Source organism: Streptomyces sp. NBC_01294, from assembly GCF_035917235.1.
Taxonomy (GTDB): domain Bacteria; phylum Actinomycetota; class Actinomycetes; order Streptomycetales; family Streptomycetaceae; genus Streptomyces; species Streptomyces caledonius.
In genome coordinates, this window is record NZ_CP108423.1 from 8,149,678 (window position 1) to 8,166,414 (window position 16,737).

Genomic DNA, 16,737 nt, shown 5'->3' on the forward strand with positions numbered 1-16,737 from the left:
CTGCCACCTCTCGCGGACGACATGTCCCACGCCGTTGCTCCTCGACTGGTCTTCCGGGCCGGTGGACGATGCGGTGTCCCGGCCGACGGGCTGTTCGGCGCACTCCCGCGGTCGGTACGTCAACTCCGCCCGCCCCGGGACGGACCGGGCGGGAGACGGGTGCGGTCGGGGGCGCCCGCGGTGTGGTGGATCCGGTCGCCGGGCTGCTGGAAGCGCACGGCGGCGGGCAGCCCGGCGCGGTAGGCGTCCAGGCCGGACCGGCAGTACGCCACCATCGGGTCCGGCAGCGCGTGCGGCGGGTACCAGCCCATGGCGTCGCATCGGTCCGGCTCCCTCACGTGGGGCTCGCCCGACCACCGCCGCACCTCGAAGAAGACGCCGATGCGCGAACCGGTGCCCACGGGAGGGCGGTGGTGGACGGTGACGGCCACGGTCACGTCCTCGCTGTCGATGAGGGCGCCGGTCTCCTCGCGGGCCTCCCGGATCACCGCCTCGACCATGTCCTCGCCCGCGTCGAGGTGCCCGGACGGCAGGTGCCACAGCCCGGACGCGTACACCGGCCCGGCACGGCGGGACAGCAGCACCTCGGGGCCGGACTCGCCGTCGCGGCGCAGGATGAGGTGGACGTCGACCGGCACGGAATGCCGGGCGCCGCCGCTCACCGCGCGGTCCCGGGACGGCGCGTGGGTTCGGCCACCCCGGCCGGAGTCGTGGCCGGGAACCCGACCACCTCGTCGGGCGGCCCGGGTCGGTGGCGGGTGTCGGAGACCTGGGCCGGCCAGGGGACGGCGCTGTCGCGGTGGCTCTGGTTGACGGGGACCAGGTCGGGCGGGTTCCCCAGCCCGGAGAGCGTGATCGCGACGCGGGTCGCCCCGTCGTCTAGGGCGCAGGTGTGCGGGTAGTCCGGTGGTCCGGTGACCGTGAAACGGATCGCGCCGCACAGGCAGCCTCCGGTGCGTGGTGCGGAGGCGGGGAGCGTGGTCATGTGGTCTTCTCCTGGGTCGCGTGATGGTCCGGGTCCGGGTCCGCGTCCGGGTCCGGGTACGGGTGCGGGTGCGGGTGCGAGTACGGGCTGTCGGCTTGTCGAGCCGGTACCGGATCGGGGGTGATCGTCAGGGGCCAGGACAGCTCCGCCGGTCCCGTCCCGGCGCTGACCCACTGGTCTTCGTCGGGTTCGAGGTGCAGACGGTAGGAGGCCGGGGATCCGGCGGCCTGCCAGCGGGCGGCGGTTTCCTGGATCTCCGTCCAGATCTCCCGCGGCCCGTGGGCGGTGACGGTCCACCCTCCGGCGCCGTCGGGGCCGGCGGTGACCCAGGACCCGCACGCGGGCGCACCGATGACCAGGCGGTCGGCACTCCAGTCCCGCACCAGCCCGGGATGGAGGTGGTCCAGCGCCAGCCACATCCACGCGCCCCGCTCGGGGGCGGGCCCGTGCGGGTCGTGTGCGTGCTCTCGCCGTCGACGGCACCGGCGTCGATCCGCTTCCGGAAGCGGGCGTTCAGGAAGATCTGCTTCCCGCCGTGTGCCGGACGGTGTCCGAGTTCCACCGCTTCCACGCGTGCCTCCAGCCGTCCGGCCCCGGTCCTGGCGATGACCGCGAGGCCCGGCCAGGACGGGGAGGAGGTCGACAGGGTGGCCAGGGCGAGCCCGCCCGGTGCCAACTGCTCCGGCCAGGCCAGGGGCACGCGGGTGACGGCGTAGGAGACGAAGGTCCGGTCGTAGGCGCGTTGCGCGGGCCATCCGTGCTGACCATCGCCCGTCGCGGCCGTCGGCCGGTAGCCGAGGGCGGCCAGCCGCTCGCGGGCGGCAGCGGTGACGTGCGGGTTCCGGTCCACGGTCACCACCCCGGCATCTCCGGCGACCGCGCACGCCACGGCCGCGGACACCCCGGCGCCGGTGCCGATGTCCAGGACGCGCTGCCCCGGCCTCAGGTCCAGCCGCTGGAGCAGCCCGGCGGTCATCCCCACCGTGCTGGACATCGCGGTCATCGATCCGCCCGAGCGCGGGCCCGGCACCCGGCCCAGGATCGGCTCGCCCTCGTGCTGGACCGACACGCTCTGCCCGCCGTACAGCAGCCCTAGCAGCTCCTCCCGGTCCGCCGCCACCGCCCAGTCGAGGAGGTCCCAGCGCAGCGGAGTCTCGTCCGGCTTGCTGCGCCGTACGTACGCCTGCGGCATCAACACCTCGCGGCGCAGCCCGAGTAAGGCGTCGCGGACAGGGCCGGGCCCCAGGGCCCCGTCGGCCTCCAGTCGGGCGACCAGCTCCGCGCGGGCCACGGCGGGGCCGTCCTCGGGTGTGGTTCTGGCGCGGGCGGGCGGCGGCGGCACGGTGGGATCGGCCACGTACGACTCCTTCACAGTGGAGATGGGGAGAGGGGAGATGGGGAGAGGGGGCGGGTGCCAGGGTCAGGTCCAGCCGAGTTCGGTGTACAGGCGGCCGGCCCGGATGCCCTCGACGGCGGCCCGCGGTGTAGGGGACGACGGGGTGGGGAGGGCGTCGGCGGGCCACCAGCCCCAGGACACGCAGCGGTCGGGCTCGCGTACCTCGGGCGTGCCCTGCCACCGCCGGGCGCGGAAGACCAGCCCCACCCGCGGCTGTCCGCCCGGCTCGTCCACGAGGTGGACGAGGTGGGCCAGTTCCACGTCGTCCGGGTCGATGATCAGGCCCGCCTCTTCCTCCGCTTCCCTCACCAGGCAGCTCACGGCCGATTCCTGCTCGCAGTGCCCGGCGAGGAAGTGGTGCGTGGAACCCGCGAACGCGGAGTCGGGGTGCCGCAGTCCGAGCAGCACCCGGCCGTCGCGCTCCAGGTAGAGGTGGACGCCGACGACGTGGGGAACGCTTCCGCTGCCGGCCTGTCGCCCGGGGCGCTGTTCCGGCACGGCCGTTGGTGACCGCCGCACCACCTCCGGCACGGGAAGCGGGCTTGGGCGGCGCAGCTGCCGCGTGCCGCCGCACCAGATCCAGGGTGGAGGGGCTCAGCCGCAGGCGGGGGCATCGTCGCCGGGTGGAACCAGGCCAGCATGACGCCTTCGGTGAGCGGGAGTTCGGCCGGTCGCCGTTCCACCGGCCCGCCAAGATCTGGACCGGTACGGCCATGCCGTCGGTGCCGGTGGCCAACTCCACGGCGAAGGGCTCCAGTACGGGCAGCGCGAGTCCGGCTTCCTCCCGCAGTTCCCGCCGCACCGTCGCCTCCAGCGAGGCGTCCTCCGGCTCGCGGCCACCGCCCAGCAGGGCCCAGGCCCCCGGCTCCCAGATCCCGGGCACGTCGTCCCGCAGATGGAGCAGGTAGCGGCCCTGATCGTCGTGGATCAACGCCGACGCGTTCACCGGTTCGACCCGGCCGTCGAGAGCGGATGCGAGGAGCTTGGCCCGCAGGGACGGCGACGCCACCTCCTCGAAGGGACGCCACTCCGCTCCCGACACCTCGTCGGGCTGCGGGGAGACCTCGGCGTCGGTGTCGGCGAGGCAGAACACGAACCGGAAGTCGTAGTGCTGGTGACCGGATTCGTCCTTGACGGGGTTGGCGTCGATGTCATGGACGTCGATGTCGAAGGGCGCCCTCCCGTACGCGACGGTGGTGCACAGGGCGCCGGGCGGGATACCGGCCTCCTCGTGGACCTCGCGCAGCGCCGCTTCCAGCAGCGTGCGGTCGCCCTCCTCGACGTGCCCTCCGGGCGCGAGGGACTTGCCGGTGGCCTTGTGATGGATGTGCAGGACGCGGCAGTCCCGGTCGATGACGACGGAGCTGCAGGTGACGTGGCCCGGCAGGGTGGAGCGGCTCGTGGGATCGGCGCCGCCGTCCTCCAGCGCGTGCAACAGCGGTGCCAGAGACTCTACTTCGGCGGGGTGGCGACCCAGGTAGGCGGTGACGAGGTCGCGGATGTGGGAGCGGGTGGGTGGCAAGGTTGCCTCGCAGTTCAGGGCGGAAGCGGATGACGGCAGGATGTTCGGAACGTTCGGGGCGGTGGGGGTGTCACGGGCCGGGCTTTCCGGGCCTGTCGGCGGGCGACCGGTTTCCCCCTACGACGCCACCGACGCCACCGACGTCACCGACGGCCGGGGCGGCGACGGGCATGGCGGCCATGCGCCGCACGGGCGAGCGCCACAGCACGGCCACCGGTACCAGGAGCAGCAGCGTCCCGGCGAGCAGGGCCGCGTGGACTCCGTACGCGGTGGCCAGCCCGCCGCCGGTCAGGGCGGCGAAGGGCTTGCTCCCGGATACCAGCCAGGTGGAGGTCTGCTGCGCCCGCGACTGCAGCTCCGGCGGGCAGATCTGCTGGCGCAGCGACCTCTGGGTCGTACCCGCCACGGCGGCGGCCGCCAACTGGCAGGCGCCGGCCAGGGCGAGAACGGCCAGCCAGCCGGCACCGGGGCGGGCGAGCAGCAGCGGCACACCCGTCACCGCGCACGTGGTGAACCCCGCGACCAGGGTCCGGCGGCAGGGAACAGCGGCAAGGCGGCGGGCAACAGCACCGCGTCGGCAGGGGTCATGCGCGGTCCTCGGCGGGCAGCGCGTCGTGGTCGCCGCCGGGCTGCGCCGGGAGCGGGGCGTCGAACGCGCGGCGGCCTGGACGAGGTAGGCGTCGCGGAAGTCCCCGGTGCCGGTCTTCTCGTCCATCAGCTCGGTGAAGGTCCCCGACTCCGCGACCCGGCCCTCCTTCAGGACGTGGATCATGGTCGGCGTGGCGTACGGAGTGCAGGCGGTGGGTGATCAGGACGATGGTCTGCCCGGTGCTCGCGGCCAGGGCCCGGATCTGGTCGAAGACCCGCTGCTCGGCGACGGCGTCCAGCGCGCTCGTGGGCTCGTCCACGATCAGGATCTCGGCCTTGCGGTACTTCGCGCGGGCGATCCCGACGCGCTGCCACTGGCCGCCGGAGATCTGGTGCCCGCCCCGGTAGCCGCGCGCCAAGAGCGTGCCGAGCCCGCGCGGCAGGCCGGCCAGGACCTCGTCGGCCCCGGAGTAGTCGGCCGCCTCCTCCACCGCGCGGTCGTCGATCGGCCGGTCGGCCTCGCCGATGGCCACGTTGACGCGGAAGGTGAACGGCCAGTGGAAGAAGTTCTGCGACATCAGCGCGACCCGGGAGAACACCTGCCTGCGGTCCGCCGTTCGGGCATCGACGTCGTCCCACCGGATCGTCCCGCCGCCCTCGTCCGGCAGGTACAGCCCGGCCAGCAGCTTGACCAGGGTGGACTTGCCCGAGCCGTTCTCACCGACCAGCGCGATGATCTTTCCCATGGGGAAGGACAGGCTGACCTCCCGCAGCGTCGGCTCCGGCTGCTCGCCGTCGCTGCCGGGGTAGGTGAAGGTGACCTTCTCGAAGTGGACCTCCCGCAGCCGCTCGGGCAGCGGCTCCCCGCCGGACGGAACGGCGCGCGCCTCGGCCTCCCGGCACAGCCGCTCGTAGTCGGCGACGAAGAGGCTCTCCTGGTGCAGGTCGGTGATGTGCAGCACCAGGGAGTCCAGGCTGGAGGCGCCCGTACGGATCGCCAGCACGGCCGTGCCCGCCACGGCCAGCTCCATGGCCCCGCCCCACAGCAGCAGCCCGAGCGCACCGTAGGTGAGCAGGGTGGCGACGCCGCCGGCGCCGTCGGCGACCAGCCCGATCCGCGCGGCCCGCCGGGCCAGCCGGGTCTGCTCGCGCTCGCTGGTCTCGGCCATGTTCCGGAAGTGCCCGAGGAGGAACGGGCCGACGTCGTGGACGCGGACCTCCGCCGCGGCCTCCTGCTGGGTCAGCAGCTGCCCCAGCAGATGCCCAGCCCGCGTGCTGGACGAAGGTGTGGAACGAGATGTACCGCTGCTTGGAGATGGTCAGCGGAACTCCACGCGCTCGGCAGGGTCATCAGCACCAGCAGCGGCAGCAGGACCGGGTGCAGGATGGTGAGGACACCGGCCGCGGCGATCAGGGAGATCGCGGAGTTCAGCGTGCTCGTGCAGTAGCGGATCATGCGCCGGGCGGAGTCGGCCCCGTAGCGGGCGGCGTCCAGCAGCCGGTGGAACTCGTCGTCCTCGACGGCCGCGAGCTCGACCCGGTGCACCAGCCCCAGGTAGCGCTCGGTCGCCACCCGCTGCACCTTGGGCTCCAGCGTGCCGGTGGCCGCCGTGGACGCGGACCGCAGGAGCGATCCGAGCAGCGCCGTCAGGGCCACGACGACGAGCGCGGGCACCGCCCCGGCCAGCCGCTCCTTGGTGGTGCCGTCCGTGAGGAGGTGCCCGAGTACGCCGTTGACCGCGACCAGGCCGACTGCCTGGGTGATCCCGCGGCTGATCTCGGAGCCGAGGACGACCCGCAGGGCGTGGGCGTCCGCGAGGTGCGCGAGCCGCACGCCCGTGCCGACGAGGCGGGGGAGACCCTTCGCCATCGTCCACAGGCCGAGCTTGAGCCAGGCGCCCTCGTGCCGGTCCCAGCCGATGTCGTACGCGAGCTCGCCGCCGAACAGGAGCCGCTCCGACTCCGATAACCGGGCGCCGCCGGAACCGGACGTGCTCTTCTCGCTCACGCCGCCCACCTCGTACTCGGTCGTGACCCACGGCGGCTGGCCGGCAGACCGCGTCAACGCGGCGCCGCGGTGCCGGCCGGGGGCAAGGGGAGAGTGGGCCGTGTTCGAAAAGCGAGGGGGTCACGCGGTGGGCGGGCACGGGATTCACGACATCCTCCGGATGGACGCAGGGTTGGTACTGGTGCTCTAAGAACGGCCCTGAATCGAGCCCGTCACGGCCCGTCCGGGGGCAATGTGGGAACGCATGTTCTGGCCCAGCCAGGGGCCTTGGCAGGTCCTGGGGCGACGGCGCTGAAACTCGCTCGAACAGGTCTGCTCACCCGTGCGGATTGTCTGCAGTGGCCCGCTCCCCGGGCTGTTGCCGGTCCCGGGCTGCCCCGGACCTACGCGTTACGCCTTGTACCCGGCCGTCTAGCGGGGCCGCCGTTGTCCGTCAAGCCACGTGATGGAGGGACGTGACCCGAGGTGAGCGCCGGGGCGTAATGGAACGGGAAACGCCTTCCCCTCTTTCAAGCCAAAGGAGAACGGTCTTGATCCGCATCTTTCGAACGCGACGTCTCGTCTTGCTTGCCGCCTCGACCGCGATCGCCGCGGGAGGCGTGCTGGTGCCCACGACGGCCTTCGCCGCTGCTCCGGCGTCGGCGCTCACGGTCGTGGCGGAGAGTGACCACCACGGGTCCGGTAAGGATCGTTCCGGCAAGTGGGGCAAGGACAAGCACGATAAGTGGGGTAAGGGTAAGCACGGCAAGGGGAAGGACCGTCCCGGCAAGGGCGACTCCCCTGCACCGCCGGAATGGCAGTGCGTCCGCGCCCCCTGTGGTCCCCCCAGTGGCACGCACACGGGCGAGTGACCGCGCCCGGCGCGCACACGGGCGCCACACGGGCGAGTGACCGCGCTCCGGGCACGTGCGCGCCACGGCCTTCGGCGTGACCGCCCGTGCGCTCACACGCCAGGAGGCCGATACCGGACCTGCTCGACCCTGCTCAGGGCCTCCAGCGTTTCGTCGACGGTCAGCAGGACGGTCGTCTCGAACGAACTGAGCGCGCCGCCTCCACTGATCGCCAGTGCGACCGCGGCCATGGACACGTTGTCCGGGGCTTCCCACAGGTTGTAGCCGTCGTGCGTGCCGAAGGCGTACCAGAATCCGTGGAGCTTTCCACCGACGGACTCGATGTACGACCGGGCGGCCTTCGCGCGGTCCTCGGGGTGGCCGATCAGCCTCGCCCACGTCTCCGGTGTGTAGCTGAACCTCGACAGGTAGAGCGGCATCGTGTCTCCCTTTCGTTTCGTGAAGGGATGCCCGCTCCGGGTGGCAGAAGCGCCGGGGCGGCCCGCAGGTCCCCCGAACAGCCGGGGTGATGGCCGCCGCGGGGTGCTTGACGGACACGCGGTGGGGAGCGAGCCTTGCCCGGAGTTACCGGACAGGTACGCGGAAGGGGTGGCCATGGACAGCGACGGCGCACGGGGCGGGGAACGCGACCGGGAGGACGCGGAGTTGATATTCCAGGGCGTCGAGCGGCAGGCCGAGCTGGTGCGCACCGGGAAGATCACCTCCCGCGCCCTCGTCGAGGCCGCGCTGCGCCGCATCACCCGGCTCGATCCCGCCCTCGGAGCCTTCCGCGTCGTCCTCGCCAAGCAGGCCCTCGCCGAGGCCGACGCCCGGGACGAGGGAAAGGCGGACGGCCCCCTCCACGGCGTGCCCATCGCCGTCAAGGACGAGCTGGACGTCGCCGGGCAGGTGACCGGCTTCGGCGGCGCAGCCAACCACACCCCCGTGACCGCAGATTCCGAGGCCGTACGCCGCCTGCGCGCCGCCGGGCCGTCATCATCGGCAGCGACGATGCCCGAGTTCGGCCAGTGGCCCTACACCGAATCCGAAGCCCACGGCCACACCCGCAACCCCTGGGACACCACCCGCACCCCCGGCGGCTCCAGCGGCGGCAGCGCCGCCGCCGTCGCGGCCGGACTCGTCGGGGCGGCGCTCGGCGGCGACGGCGGCGGGTCCATCCGCATCCCGGCCGCCTGCTGCGGGCTGTTCGGCCTCAAGCCCCAGCGCGGCCGGGTCTCCACCGCCCCCAACCCCCACCTCTGGTACGCCCTCGGCACCGTGGGGCCACTGACCCGCACCGTGCGCGATGCCGCCCTGCTCTATGACGTCCTCGCCGGCACCACCGCCACCGACCGCTGGAGCGCCCGCCCCACGACCGAGGGCTGGGTACGAGCCCTGGAAACCCCGCCCGGCCGGCTGCGCATCGGCTACTCCGCCAAGTCCGCCGTGCCCGGGGTGCGCCCGCATCCCGAACACGTCGGGGCCCTGCTGGAGACCGTACGGGCGCTGCGCGAACTGGGCCACGACGTACGGGAGGTCAACCCGCGCTACCCGGACGCGACGGTCCCGTTCGCCGCGCAGTTCTGCGGCGGAGTACGGGCGGAGGCCGACGCGGTAGAGCGCCCCGACCGGCTGGAACGGCGCACCCGCAGCACCCTCGCGCTCGCCCGGCTGGTCCCCGAATCCGCCGTGGAGCGCGGGATCCGGGCGGGGGAGCGGCTGGCGGAGCGCGTCGACCGGATGTTCACCACCATGGACCTCCTGCTCACCCCCGTCATCGCCGCGCGCCCACGCGCGGTGGGAGCGTTGGACGGCGCCGGACTGCTGACGGCGCTGGCGCGCTCGCGCCCGATGGTCGCCTACACCGCGCTGTGGAACGTCACCGGCCACCCGGCCGCCTCCGTCCCGGCCGGTCACGGCGCGGACGGGCTGCCGCTCGCCGTGCAGCTGGTGGGCCGCAGCGACGACGAGGTGACGGTGCTCCGGGTGGCAGCGCAACTGGAGGCGGCCCGGCCGTGGGCGGAGCGGCGCCCGCAGCTGTCGGCTTCCTGACCGGTTCTGTCCGCATGGGCGGCGCGGTCGGGCCCGTCCGCGCCCTCCGCATGCGGCCCGCTCGCGCAGGTCGCTGTCAGTGGTGGTCCATACAGTTGGTTATCGGTCACCGGTGAGCAGACGGGCGAGTGCGGGGCGGGAATGAGGCATGTCGAGGGGGAGTCCGAGACTCGTTCGGACCGGCGGGCGGGCGGACCTCCGGTGTCCTGTGGCGTGGACGGCGAACGGTGGCGCATCATGCACCGGGCCGTGCTCGATCACCTGCTCGGTCTCGTCGTCGGGTCCCCGTTGGGCGACGACCTCGTGCTGCGGGGGAGCATGGTGATGCCGGCGTGGGTGGGCGCCGACGCGCGGGAGCCGGCGGACCTCGACTGGATCGTTCCCCGGCTCCTGCTGGTCCCGGTCGATCCCGAGCACCCGTATCCGTACGTGGAGGAACCGTCGGACGTACAGCAGTGGCCGGAGGCGGCCGACGGCGCCGACCGGTACGAGATCTGGAAGTTCGAGGAGTTCGACACCAGGGGCCTTCGACCCGTGGTACCGCCCGAGGGGCTCCACTGGGTCGTCGAAACGGAGCCCGACCACTGCCCGCCGCACGAAGCGCTGCTCGACCTGGTGCGTGAGCGGCCGGTGGCCGCGCCGGGGGTGGTGCTCGAGGCGGACGCCGCCCGGGACGACGGCACCTGGACCTACTCGGAGTACGACACGCCGGGCATACGCCTGACCATCCCTGGAAGGCGGAAGGCCTCCCGCCCGGCGAGGTACGGCTGGACTTCGCCCGCGACGAGTGGCTCCCGGAGTCCCCCGTCCTGACGGCGATACCCCGTGGTGACGGTACGGGTCCGACCGTCGTGCGGCACCGCAGGCCGTGAACTGTCGCTCGCCTGGAAGCTGCTGTGGCTCCACGCCGATTGCGCCACGGAGGGCCGGGCGCGGGCCAAGGACCTCTACGACGCCGTACTCCTCGCGGAGGCGGACGCCACGAAGCTGTCCCCACAGCTGCTGCGCAAGGTGTTCCGCCACGCGCCGGGCGGCGACGGGCGGGGCGACACGGCGGCCGCAGACGCCTTGCGCCTCGACGAGGTGGCGCTGTGGTCCGTGGACTGGGAGGACTTCCGCGCGAACCACCCACAGGTACGGGGCACGGCCGAGGAATGGCTGGAGCGTCTGAGCCGGGCGCTGGAACCGGTGTTGGGGCGGTAGGACCGCGCGACCGCGCAGCGTCATCCGCGCGAGCCACCGCGGCACGGCCCGGGGCCCTCCGGACGTTGTCGTGGGGGGCGCCGGGTACTCGGACCGCAACGGGGGCCACTGGGCCACAGGGCGCGCGCGCCCTGCCGCCGATGTGCTGAACCGTGCCCCCGTGAGGCGTCGGGAAGACGCGGAGCGGGCACGCAGCACGGGTGACCTCGACCGACCTGCTCCCGGCGCCGCCGCCTCGCGCCGCCGCTCGCCGGGCCCTGCTGGCCGGTTCGGCCGGCAATCTCGTCGAGTGGTACGAGTTCGGCGTCTACGGCTGCTTCGCCACCGTCATCGCGGCCAACTTCTTCACCCCGCACGCGGGTACAGGAGCTGGGGCCGTGAGTGGTGCCGGGGCACTGGTCGCCACCTACGCCTCGTTCGCGCTCGCCTTCTTCTTCCGGCCCGTCGGCGCCCTGGTCTTCGGGCGTCTCGGTGACCGCCTCGGCCGCCGTCCCACCCTCGTCGTCACCATCGGCCTCATGACGCTCGCCACCACGCTGATCGGGCTCCTCCCCACCCAGGCCGCCATCGGCCCGGCGGCCCCCTGGCTCCTCACGTTCCTGCGCGTCTTGCAAGGACTCTCCGCGGGCGGGGAGTTCGGCGGCGCGGTGTCCGTGATCACGGAGAACGCGCCGCCGGGCCGCCGGGGCCTCTACGGCGCGTGGCAGTCCTTCACCGTCGCGCTCGGCCTGCTGGCCGGCGCCGGCACGGCCGCCGCCCTCGCGACGGTCCTGCCCGAGCCGGCGCTGTACGCGTGGGGGTGGCGGGTCCCGTTCCTGCTGGCCCTGCCGCTCGGAATGGTCGCGCTGTGGCTGCGTACGGCGCTGGAGGAGCCACCCGCGGCGCCCCCGAAGGCCAAGGCCGCAAGCGAGGCCGCGCCGGGGTCCGGGGCCCACGGTTCCGGCGGGCCGCCCAACAGAGGCGAACAGGTCCGTGCCGTCTTCCTCGGCATCGGGCGGATCATGGGCTGGTCGGCCGCCGGGTACACCTTCCTCGTCGTTCTGCCCTCCTACCTCCAGTCCACGCTGGGCGCCTCCTTCCGCAACGCCCTGCTGGCCACCACGTTCGCCAACCTGGGCTTCGCCGCCTCGATCCTGCCCGCAGGGCTGCTCAGCGACCGGTTCGGGCGGCGCCCGGTCATGCTCGGCGGCGCGCTCGGCGTCGTCGTATGCGCCTTCCCCCTCCTGCACGTGCTCCAGTCCGCCGACGCGTCCCCGCCGACCCGGGCAGCGGCCGTGCTGGCCGCGGGCGCGCTCGTCGGCCTGCTGGCCGGACCGGGGCCGGCCATGCTGGCCGAGATGTTCCCGCGGCGCGTCCGCTGCACCGGGCTCGGGCTGGCCTACGCCCTGGCCAACGCGGTGTTCTCGGGCTGCGCGGGACTCGTCATCACCGCATTGACCGCCCGGACAGGAGACACCGCCATCCCCGCCTACTACGCCGCCGGCGCCTGTGCCCTCAGCTCACTGGCGCTGCTGACCCTGCGCGGGAACGACCACCGGGAGCCCCTGCGATGAGGGTCGTCGGCCTGATGTCGGGCACCTCGTACGACGCCGTCGACGCCGCGGCCTGCGACCTCGAGTACCGGGCCGGGGACGGCGCGCTCCACCTCACCCCGCTGGGCATGGTGAGCGAGCCGTACCCGGACGGCCTGCAGGCCGCGCTCGCCGCGGCCCTGCCCCCCTCGGCCACCACGCTCGCCGGCGTCTGCCGACTCGACACCCGCATCGGGCAGGCGTTCGGGCGGCTCGCCGTCCGGGCCGACCGTGAACTGTGCGGGGGACGGGCTGGAGTTGATCGCGTCGCACGGGCAGACCGTGTACCACTGGGCGGCGGACGGGCGGGTCCACGGCACCCTCCGGCTTGGCGAACCGGCCTGGATCGCCGAGGCCACCGGCTGCCCGGTCGTCTCCGGCTTCCGGCCGAGGGACGTCGCGGCCGGCGGGCAGGAGCGCCGCTGGTGAGCCTGATCGACCTGATGCTGCTGCGCGGCCGGCCCGGTGTGCCGGCAGCCCTGAACATCGGGGGGATCTCCAACGTCACCGTGGTGCCGAGGACCGGCGACCCCATGGCGTTCGACACGGGCCCGGGCAACGCGCTGATCGACGCCGCGGTGCGCGAGCTGACCGGCGGCGGCTCGCGTACGACGCGGACGGCGCGCTCGGGGCCGCCGGACGGGTACACGATGCTCTGCTGGAGTGCCTGCTCGCTGAGCCGTACTACCGGTTGCCCGCGCCGCGGACCACGGGCAAGGAGCTGTTCCACGAGGAATACCTGCGCGCCCGGCTGACGGGGTTCGGACAGCTCCCGCCGCAGGACGTGGTCGCCACGCTCACGCGCCTCACCGCCCGGACCGTCGCCGACGCGCTGCGGCCGCTGGGAGCCACGGAGGTCTTCGCGTCGGGAGGCGGTGTGCGCAACCCGACGCTGACGGGGATGCTCCGCGCCGAATTGGGCGGCGCGGAGGGCTGCATCGTCGGAGGCGCTCGGGCTGCCCGCCGCGGCGAAGGAGGGCTACGCGTTCGCCGTGCTGGGCTACCTCACCCTGCACGGCCTCCCGGGCAACGCTCCCGGGTGCACCGGAGCCGCGGGCCCGCGCGTCCTGGGCTCGATCACCCCGGGCAGCCGCCCGCTCCAACTTCCCGCGAAGCCGACCCGTGCCCCGAGCTCCCTGACCGTGGGGGCCCCGGTGCGGCGCTGACCCGCTGGCCCCGGGGGAGAGCCCTGACTCGCTGACGTCGGAAGGAGAGCGCGGCAGCGGCCGTCGGCGGAGTGGGTAGGCCGGGTGCGGACGGAGAGGACGAGCCGTGTTCACCGACCCGCTCGCCCTTGGTCCCCACAGCGGCATCGGCTCCGCCGAACGGGCGCTGCTCCGGTAGCGTGGTCGGATGATCTCCGGTGACGCCCTCGTGCAGCGACTTCGGGTGCTGGCCGCCCGGGTCCCGTTCGACCCGCGGCACAACCCGGCGCGACAGCTGCCGACTTCGACAAGCTGGCCCGTCCCGGTGCCGGCCGAGGCTCGTGAACTGCTGGGCCGGCTCGGCGGCTTCGCGGTGCCGCCGGTGGAGTTCGTACTGACCGGCCACCCCCGTCAGGGTGGCGACCACGGCCTCCCGCACCCCCACTGGCTGGTCACGGACGACGGCGGTGGCGGCGTCACCTGGGTCGACATCGAAGCCGACGGCCGGTGGGGCCAGGTGCTGATGCAGTACCGCGAGGGCGGACTGTACGTGGAAGCCGACTCGCTGCCGAAGTGGCTCGACCGGCTGATCGGGACAGCGGAGGAACTGGTCGACGAGACGGGCTTCGAGGACGGCGTCCAGCCGTACGCCGACGATTTCTGGGACCTCCTGCAGCTGGACGGCCCCGACCTGCCGCTGCACCCAGCGGCCGACCTCCGCGGCCGTCCCGGCACGGACCCGGTGGTCGCCGGGCTCGCCGCGCGGGTGCCGGACGAGGCGCTGATCGCCGACTTCCGCGGAGCCCTGCCGGGCAGCCGGGCCCGCTTCGATCGGACGCTCAGGCGATACCGTCTGGAGCGGGCCGTCGGTGGCCCGGTGTTCGCCGCCGTTCCCCGGGACCCGGAACCGCACCGTCCGAGGTGAGTACGCGCTGAGAGAGGCTGTGCACCGGCAGCAGCCCGAGGAAGGAAGACCTTGCCCACCAAGACTCTGCAGATTCCCACCACGGACGGCCGGGCCGACGCCTTCGCCGCCTTCCCGGACGGTGGCGAGAGGCATCCGGGGGTGCTGCTGTACACGGACGCGTTCGGCGTGCGGCCCGTGCTGAGGGAGATGGCCCGCGAACTGGCCGGGCACGGGTACTACGTCCTCGTCCCCCACCTCTACTACCGGCACGGCCCGGCACCGGTGATCGAACTCCCCGAGCACATCGGAAACGAGAGCCGGCCCGCGGTCTTCGCCCGGCTGATGCCGTTGATCGAGGCGCACACCACGGAACGTGCCCTCAGCGACGCCGACGCGTACCTCAGGTTCCTCACCACCCAGCCCGAGGTCAGCTCCGGTCCGGTCGCGGTGATCGGCTACTGCATGGGCGCCGTGCTGGCGATGCGCACCGCAGCGGCCCACCCCGACCAGGTGGCCGCCGTCGCCGGATTCCACCCCAGCCCCCTGGTCACCGACGCACCCGACAGCCCGCACCGCCTCGTCTCCGCGCTCACCGCCCAGGTCCACCTCGGCCTCGCCGAGAACGACATGTCGCCCGAGACCATCGGTGAGCTCGACCAGGCCCTGGATGCCGCAGGTGTCGGCTACACGTGCGAGGTCTACCCCGGCACCGTCCACGGCTTCACCATGTCCGACACCGACGCCTTCAACCCCTCCGCGCTGCAGCGCCACTGGGAGCGCCTGCTGCCCCTCCTCGACCGCTCCTTGACCGGCAGCTGAGGCTCACGGCGTGACGACCACGATCACCCGGCCCCATGAGTCCCGGAACGAGTCCCGGGCCGCTCGCCTGATCACCGATGGGCTCGATCCCAAGACCTGGATCATCGCCGACACCCTCCTCATCGGCTGGCACGACAGCCGCCTCGCCGGCATCGGATGGGGTCTGCTCGGCTGCCTGTTCGCCGCGGTCATCCCTCTGGCCTTCATCACGTACGGCATCCGCCGCGGCCGCTGGGCCGACCGGCACGTCGGCCAGAGGCAGCAGCGCATCATCGTGATGGCCTTCGTCGTCGCCTCGGTCGCCACCGGCATCCTGTTGCTGTGGGCCTTCGGTGCCCCCCGAACGATGATCGCGCTGATCGTGGCCATGCTGGTCACCCTGGCCGCCCTCCTCGCCGTGACCCCTGCCTGGAAGATCAGCGTGCACGCGGCCGTGTCCTGCGGAAGCGTGGCCATGCTCGCCATGACCTACGGGCCCTGGGTGCTCCTCGCCTCCCTCCTGGTCGCCGTCGTCAGCTGGTCCCGGGTGGAGCTGAGGGACCACACCCTCGCCCAAGTCCTGGTCGGCGCCGCGGTGGGCGGAGCCGTCGCCGCCGGGACCTTCGCTCTGGCCCGATAGCCGAGCAGAGCCGACACGCGAGGCGGCACCGAGCCGAGGGGAAACATCGGAACCGTGACACTCGGCGTTTCCGGGATGACTTTCCCAGGGCACTCGGCAAGAAAATCGTTCAATCCCAGGAGATGCTCCCTTGTGTCGGCAGGTGGTCGGGCAGGACGGGGGTGAAATCGCGGGGCCGCCGTCGGTGCCACCTGAGAACATCGCTCGTGGTCGGACGACCGACCACAACGGGGGGACAGGGCATGGACGACGAGAACGAGAAGAACGAGAACGAGAACACGTACGCGTGGCCGCGCGGGGCGACACCTCTTCGGCCATGGCACAGCTCGAGGAGTGGCTCGCCGAGCGCGGCTGGGAGGTCGACCCGACCGTCTACATGGCCGGCAACGGCGGGCGCCGCCGTCCAGGTGCGGCGCGTCGGGGCGGCCTGGGCCGACGGCGAGGCCGGTCTGCTGATCCTGCCCGCGGAAACCGTGGTGTGGGACGGGACCCGCATGCGGATTGCACCCCGGGCCGCTGGTACCCGCGCGGTGCCCGGCCTCGTAGACCGCGCCCGGGCCGGCGTGGGAGGTGCGGGAGGTGCGAGGCCCGTCGCGGTCTCCGTGCCACGGGTCGCCTCGCGGCGTACCGGAACGCATGATGGAACAGGTGATGACCGTTTTGGTGGTCGGCGTGCCCGACGGCGAGCAGCTGGAGCTGCTCCGCTCGGGCATCCAGCGCAACCCGCACTTCCGGGTCGTCTCGCATGCCCACGACGCCGCCGTCGCCTTGGCGCACGCCCGCGTCCTGCTGCCCGACATCACCGTCCTGTCCCTGCCCGCCAGGATCGACCGTCTCGACGCGGACCCGGACGTCCTGCGCGTGTTCCACGGGGTGCGCGCCCTGGACCCCCCGAGCGGGGTGGTGCTGCGGACGTCCGCAGCCCACGTGCCCCGCGCGGTGTCGGTCCTCGCGGCCGAGGGAGCCGTCCACGTCGTGCGCGAGGGAGACTCCGAAGCCCTGATGCGGGCCCTGCGCACGATCGGGCTGCGCAGGGCCAGCTGCGACCCCGACGAGATGCCCTGACCCCGTCGGGGGCGAGCGGGCCTCGGA

At 73.4% G+C, this 16,737-nt stretch carries 16 protein-coding genes and 3 pseudogenes; 11 read left to right on the forward strand and 8 right to left on the reverse strand.

From position 1 onward, the window contains the following. Positions 1-119: 119 nt before the first annotated feature. The 4 genes from OG534_RS37040 to OG534_RS37055 form a co-directional block, all read right to left on the reverse strand. The gene (locus tag OG534_RS37040; RefSeq protein WP_326593358.1) at positions 120-662 is read right to left on the reverse strand and encodes an NUDIX hydrolase; all 543 of its coding nucleotides are present in this window, start codon (positions 660-662) and stop codon (positions 120-122) included. Beyond that, a complete protein-coding gene (locus OG534_RS37045; RefSeq protein ID WP_326586065.1) occupies positions 659-985 on the reverse strand; it encodes a hypothetical protein in 327 nt (108 codons plus the stop codon). Before OG534_RS37045 ends, OG534_RS37040 begins: the two co-directional genes overlap by 4 nt. A 127-nt stretch (positions 986-1,112) precedes the next feature. Beyond that, entirely contained in the window at positions 1,113-2,342 is a 1,230-nt protein-coding gene (locus tag OG534_RS37050; RefSeq protein WP_326593359.1) for a methyltransferase, read from the reverse strand. 63 nt (positions 2,343-2,405) lie between these two features. Next, positions 2,406-2,879, reverse strand: a complete 474-nt coding sequence (locus tag OG534_RS37055) for an NUDIX hydrolase (protein ID WP_326593360.1) — start codon at positions 2,877-2,879, stop codon at positions 2,406-2,408. 125 nt (positions 2,880-3,004) lie between these two features. On the opposite strand from OG534_RS37055, the gene OG534_RS37060 reads away from it, so the two are divergent. After that, positions 3,005-3,289, forward strand: coding sequence for a hypothetical protein (locus OG534_RS37060; RefSeq protein ID WP_326593361.1), 285 nt, complete (start codon positions 3,005-3,007; stop codon positions 3,287-3,289). On the opposite strand, the pseudogene OG534_RS37065 reads toward OG534_RS37060, so the two are convergent. The 3 genes and pseudogenes from OG534_RS37065 to OG534_RS37075 all read right to left on the reverse strand — a co-directional run. Beyond that, positions 3,184-3,903 (reverse strand): annotated as a pseudogene (locus OG534_RS37065) (NUDIX hydrolase); the annotation flags it as partial. The gene OG534_RS37060 and the pseudogene OG534_RS37065 sit on opposite strands and share 106 nt — an antisense overlap. Positions 3,904-3,973: 70 nt before the next feature. Continuing rightward, positions 3,974-4,402: a hypothetical protein gene (locus OG534_RS37070; RefSeq protein ID WP_326594063.1), complete on the reverse strand. Its 429-nt coding sequence runs from the start codon at positions 4,400-4,402 to the stop codon at positions 3,974-3,976. A gap of 162 nt (positions 4,403-4,564) precedes the next feature. Beyond that, positions 4,565-6,361 (reverse strand): annotated as a pseudogene (locus tag OG534_RS37075) (ATP-binding cassette domain-containing protein); the annotation flags it as partial. 668 nt (positions 6,362-7,029) lie between these two features. Between OG534_RS37075 and OG534_RS37080 the strand changes: the two are divergent. Next, positions 7,030-7,350, forward strand: a complete 321-nt coding sequence (locus OG534_RS37080; RefSeq protein ID WP_326593362.1) for a hypothetical protein — start codon at positions 7,030-7,032, stop codon at positions 7,348-7,350. A 92-nt stretch (positions 7,351-7,442) separates the two neighbouring features. Here OG534_RS37080 and OG534_RS37085 read toward each other — a convergent pair whose 3' ends face one another. Further along, on the reverse strand, positions 7,443-7,769 hold the full coding sequence (locus tag OG534_RS37085) for a GYD domain-containing protein (protein ID WP_326593363.1): 327 nt from the start codon (positions 7,767-7,769) through the stop codon (positions 7,443-7,445). A 175-nt stretch (positions 7,770-7,944) separates the two neighbouring features. Here OG534_RS37085 and OG534_RS37090 point away from each other — a divergent pair, with 175 nt between their 5' ends. The 9 genes and pseudogenes from OG534_RS37090 (at position 7,945) to OG534_RS37130 (ending at position 16,710) form a co-directional block, all read left to right on the forward strand. Continuing rightward, positions 7,945-9,381 carry an amidase gene (locus OG534_RS37090; protein WP_326593364.1) on the forward strand — a complete coding sequence of 479 codons (1,437 nt, stop codon included), beginning with the start codon at positions 7,945-7,947 and terminating at the stop codon, positions 9,379-9,381. 213 nt (positions 9,382-9,594) lie between these two features. Beyond that, positions 9,595-10,194, forward strand: a complete 600-nt coding sequence (locus OG534_RS37095) for a hypothetical protein (protein ID WP_326593365.1) — start codon at positions 9,595-9,597, stop codon at positions 10,192-10,194. Between the two features lie 15 nt (positions 10,195-10,209). Continuing rightward, on the forward strand, positions 10,210-10,584 hold the full coding sequence (locus OG534_RS37100) for a nucleotidyl transferase AbiEii/AbiGii toxin family protein (RefSeq protein ID WP_326593366.1): 375 nt from the start codon (positions 10,210-10,212) through the stop codon (positions 10,582-10,584). 200 nt (positions 10,585-10,784) lie between these two features. Then, on the forward strand, positions 10,785-12,137 hold the full coding sequence (locus OG534_RS37105; protein WP_326593367.1) for an MFS transporter: 1,353 nt from the start codon (positions 10,785-10,787) through the stop codon (positions 12,135-12,137). Next, positions 12,134-13,321, forward strand: a pseudogene (locus tag OG534_RS37110) (anhydro-N-acetylmuramic acid kinase). Before OG534_RS37105 ends, OG534_RS37110 begins: the two are co-directional and overlap by 4 nt. A gap of 187 nt (positions 13,322-13,508) precedes the next feature. After that, positions 13,509-14,225 (forward strand): hypothetical protein, encoded by a 717-nt coding sequence (locus OG534_RS37115; RefSeq protein WP_326593368.1) that lies wholly within the window; start codon positions 13,509-13,511, stop codon positions 14,223-14,225. A gap of 51 nt (positions 14,226-14,276) precedes the next feature. After that, positions 14,277-15,026, forward strand: a complete 750-nt coding sequence (locus tag OG534_RS37120; RefSeq protein WP_326593369.1) for a dienelactone hydrolase family protein — start codon at positions 14,277-14,279, stop codon at positions 15,024-15,026. Positions 15,027-15,036: 10 nt separating this feature from the next. Beyond that, the gene (locus OG534_RS37125) at positions 15,037-15,645 is read left to right on the forward strand and encodes a hypothetical protein (protein ID WP_326593371.1); all 609 of its coding nucleotides are present in this window, start codon (positions 15,037-15,039) and stop codon (positions 15,643-15,645) included. A 651-nt stretch (positions 15,646-16,296) separates the two neighbouring features. Next, complete coding sequence (locus OG534_RS37130; RefSeq protein WP_326593372.1) at positions 16,297-16,710, forward strand: hypothetical protein; 414 nt, start codon at positions 16,297-16,299, stop codon at positions 16,708-16,710. Positions 16,711-16,737 lie beyond the last annotated feature (27 nt).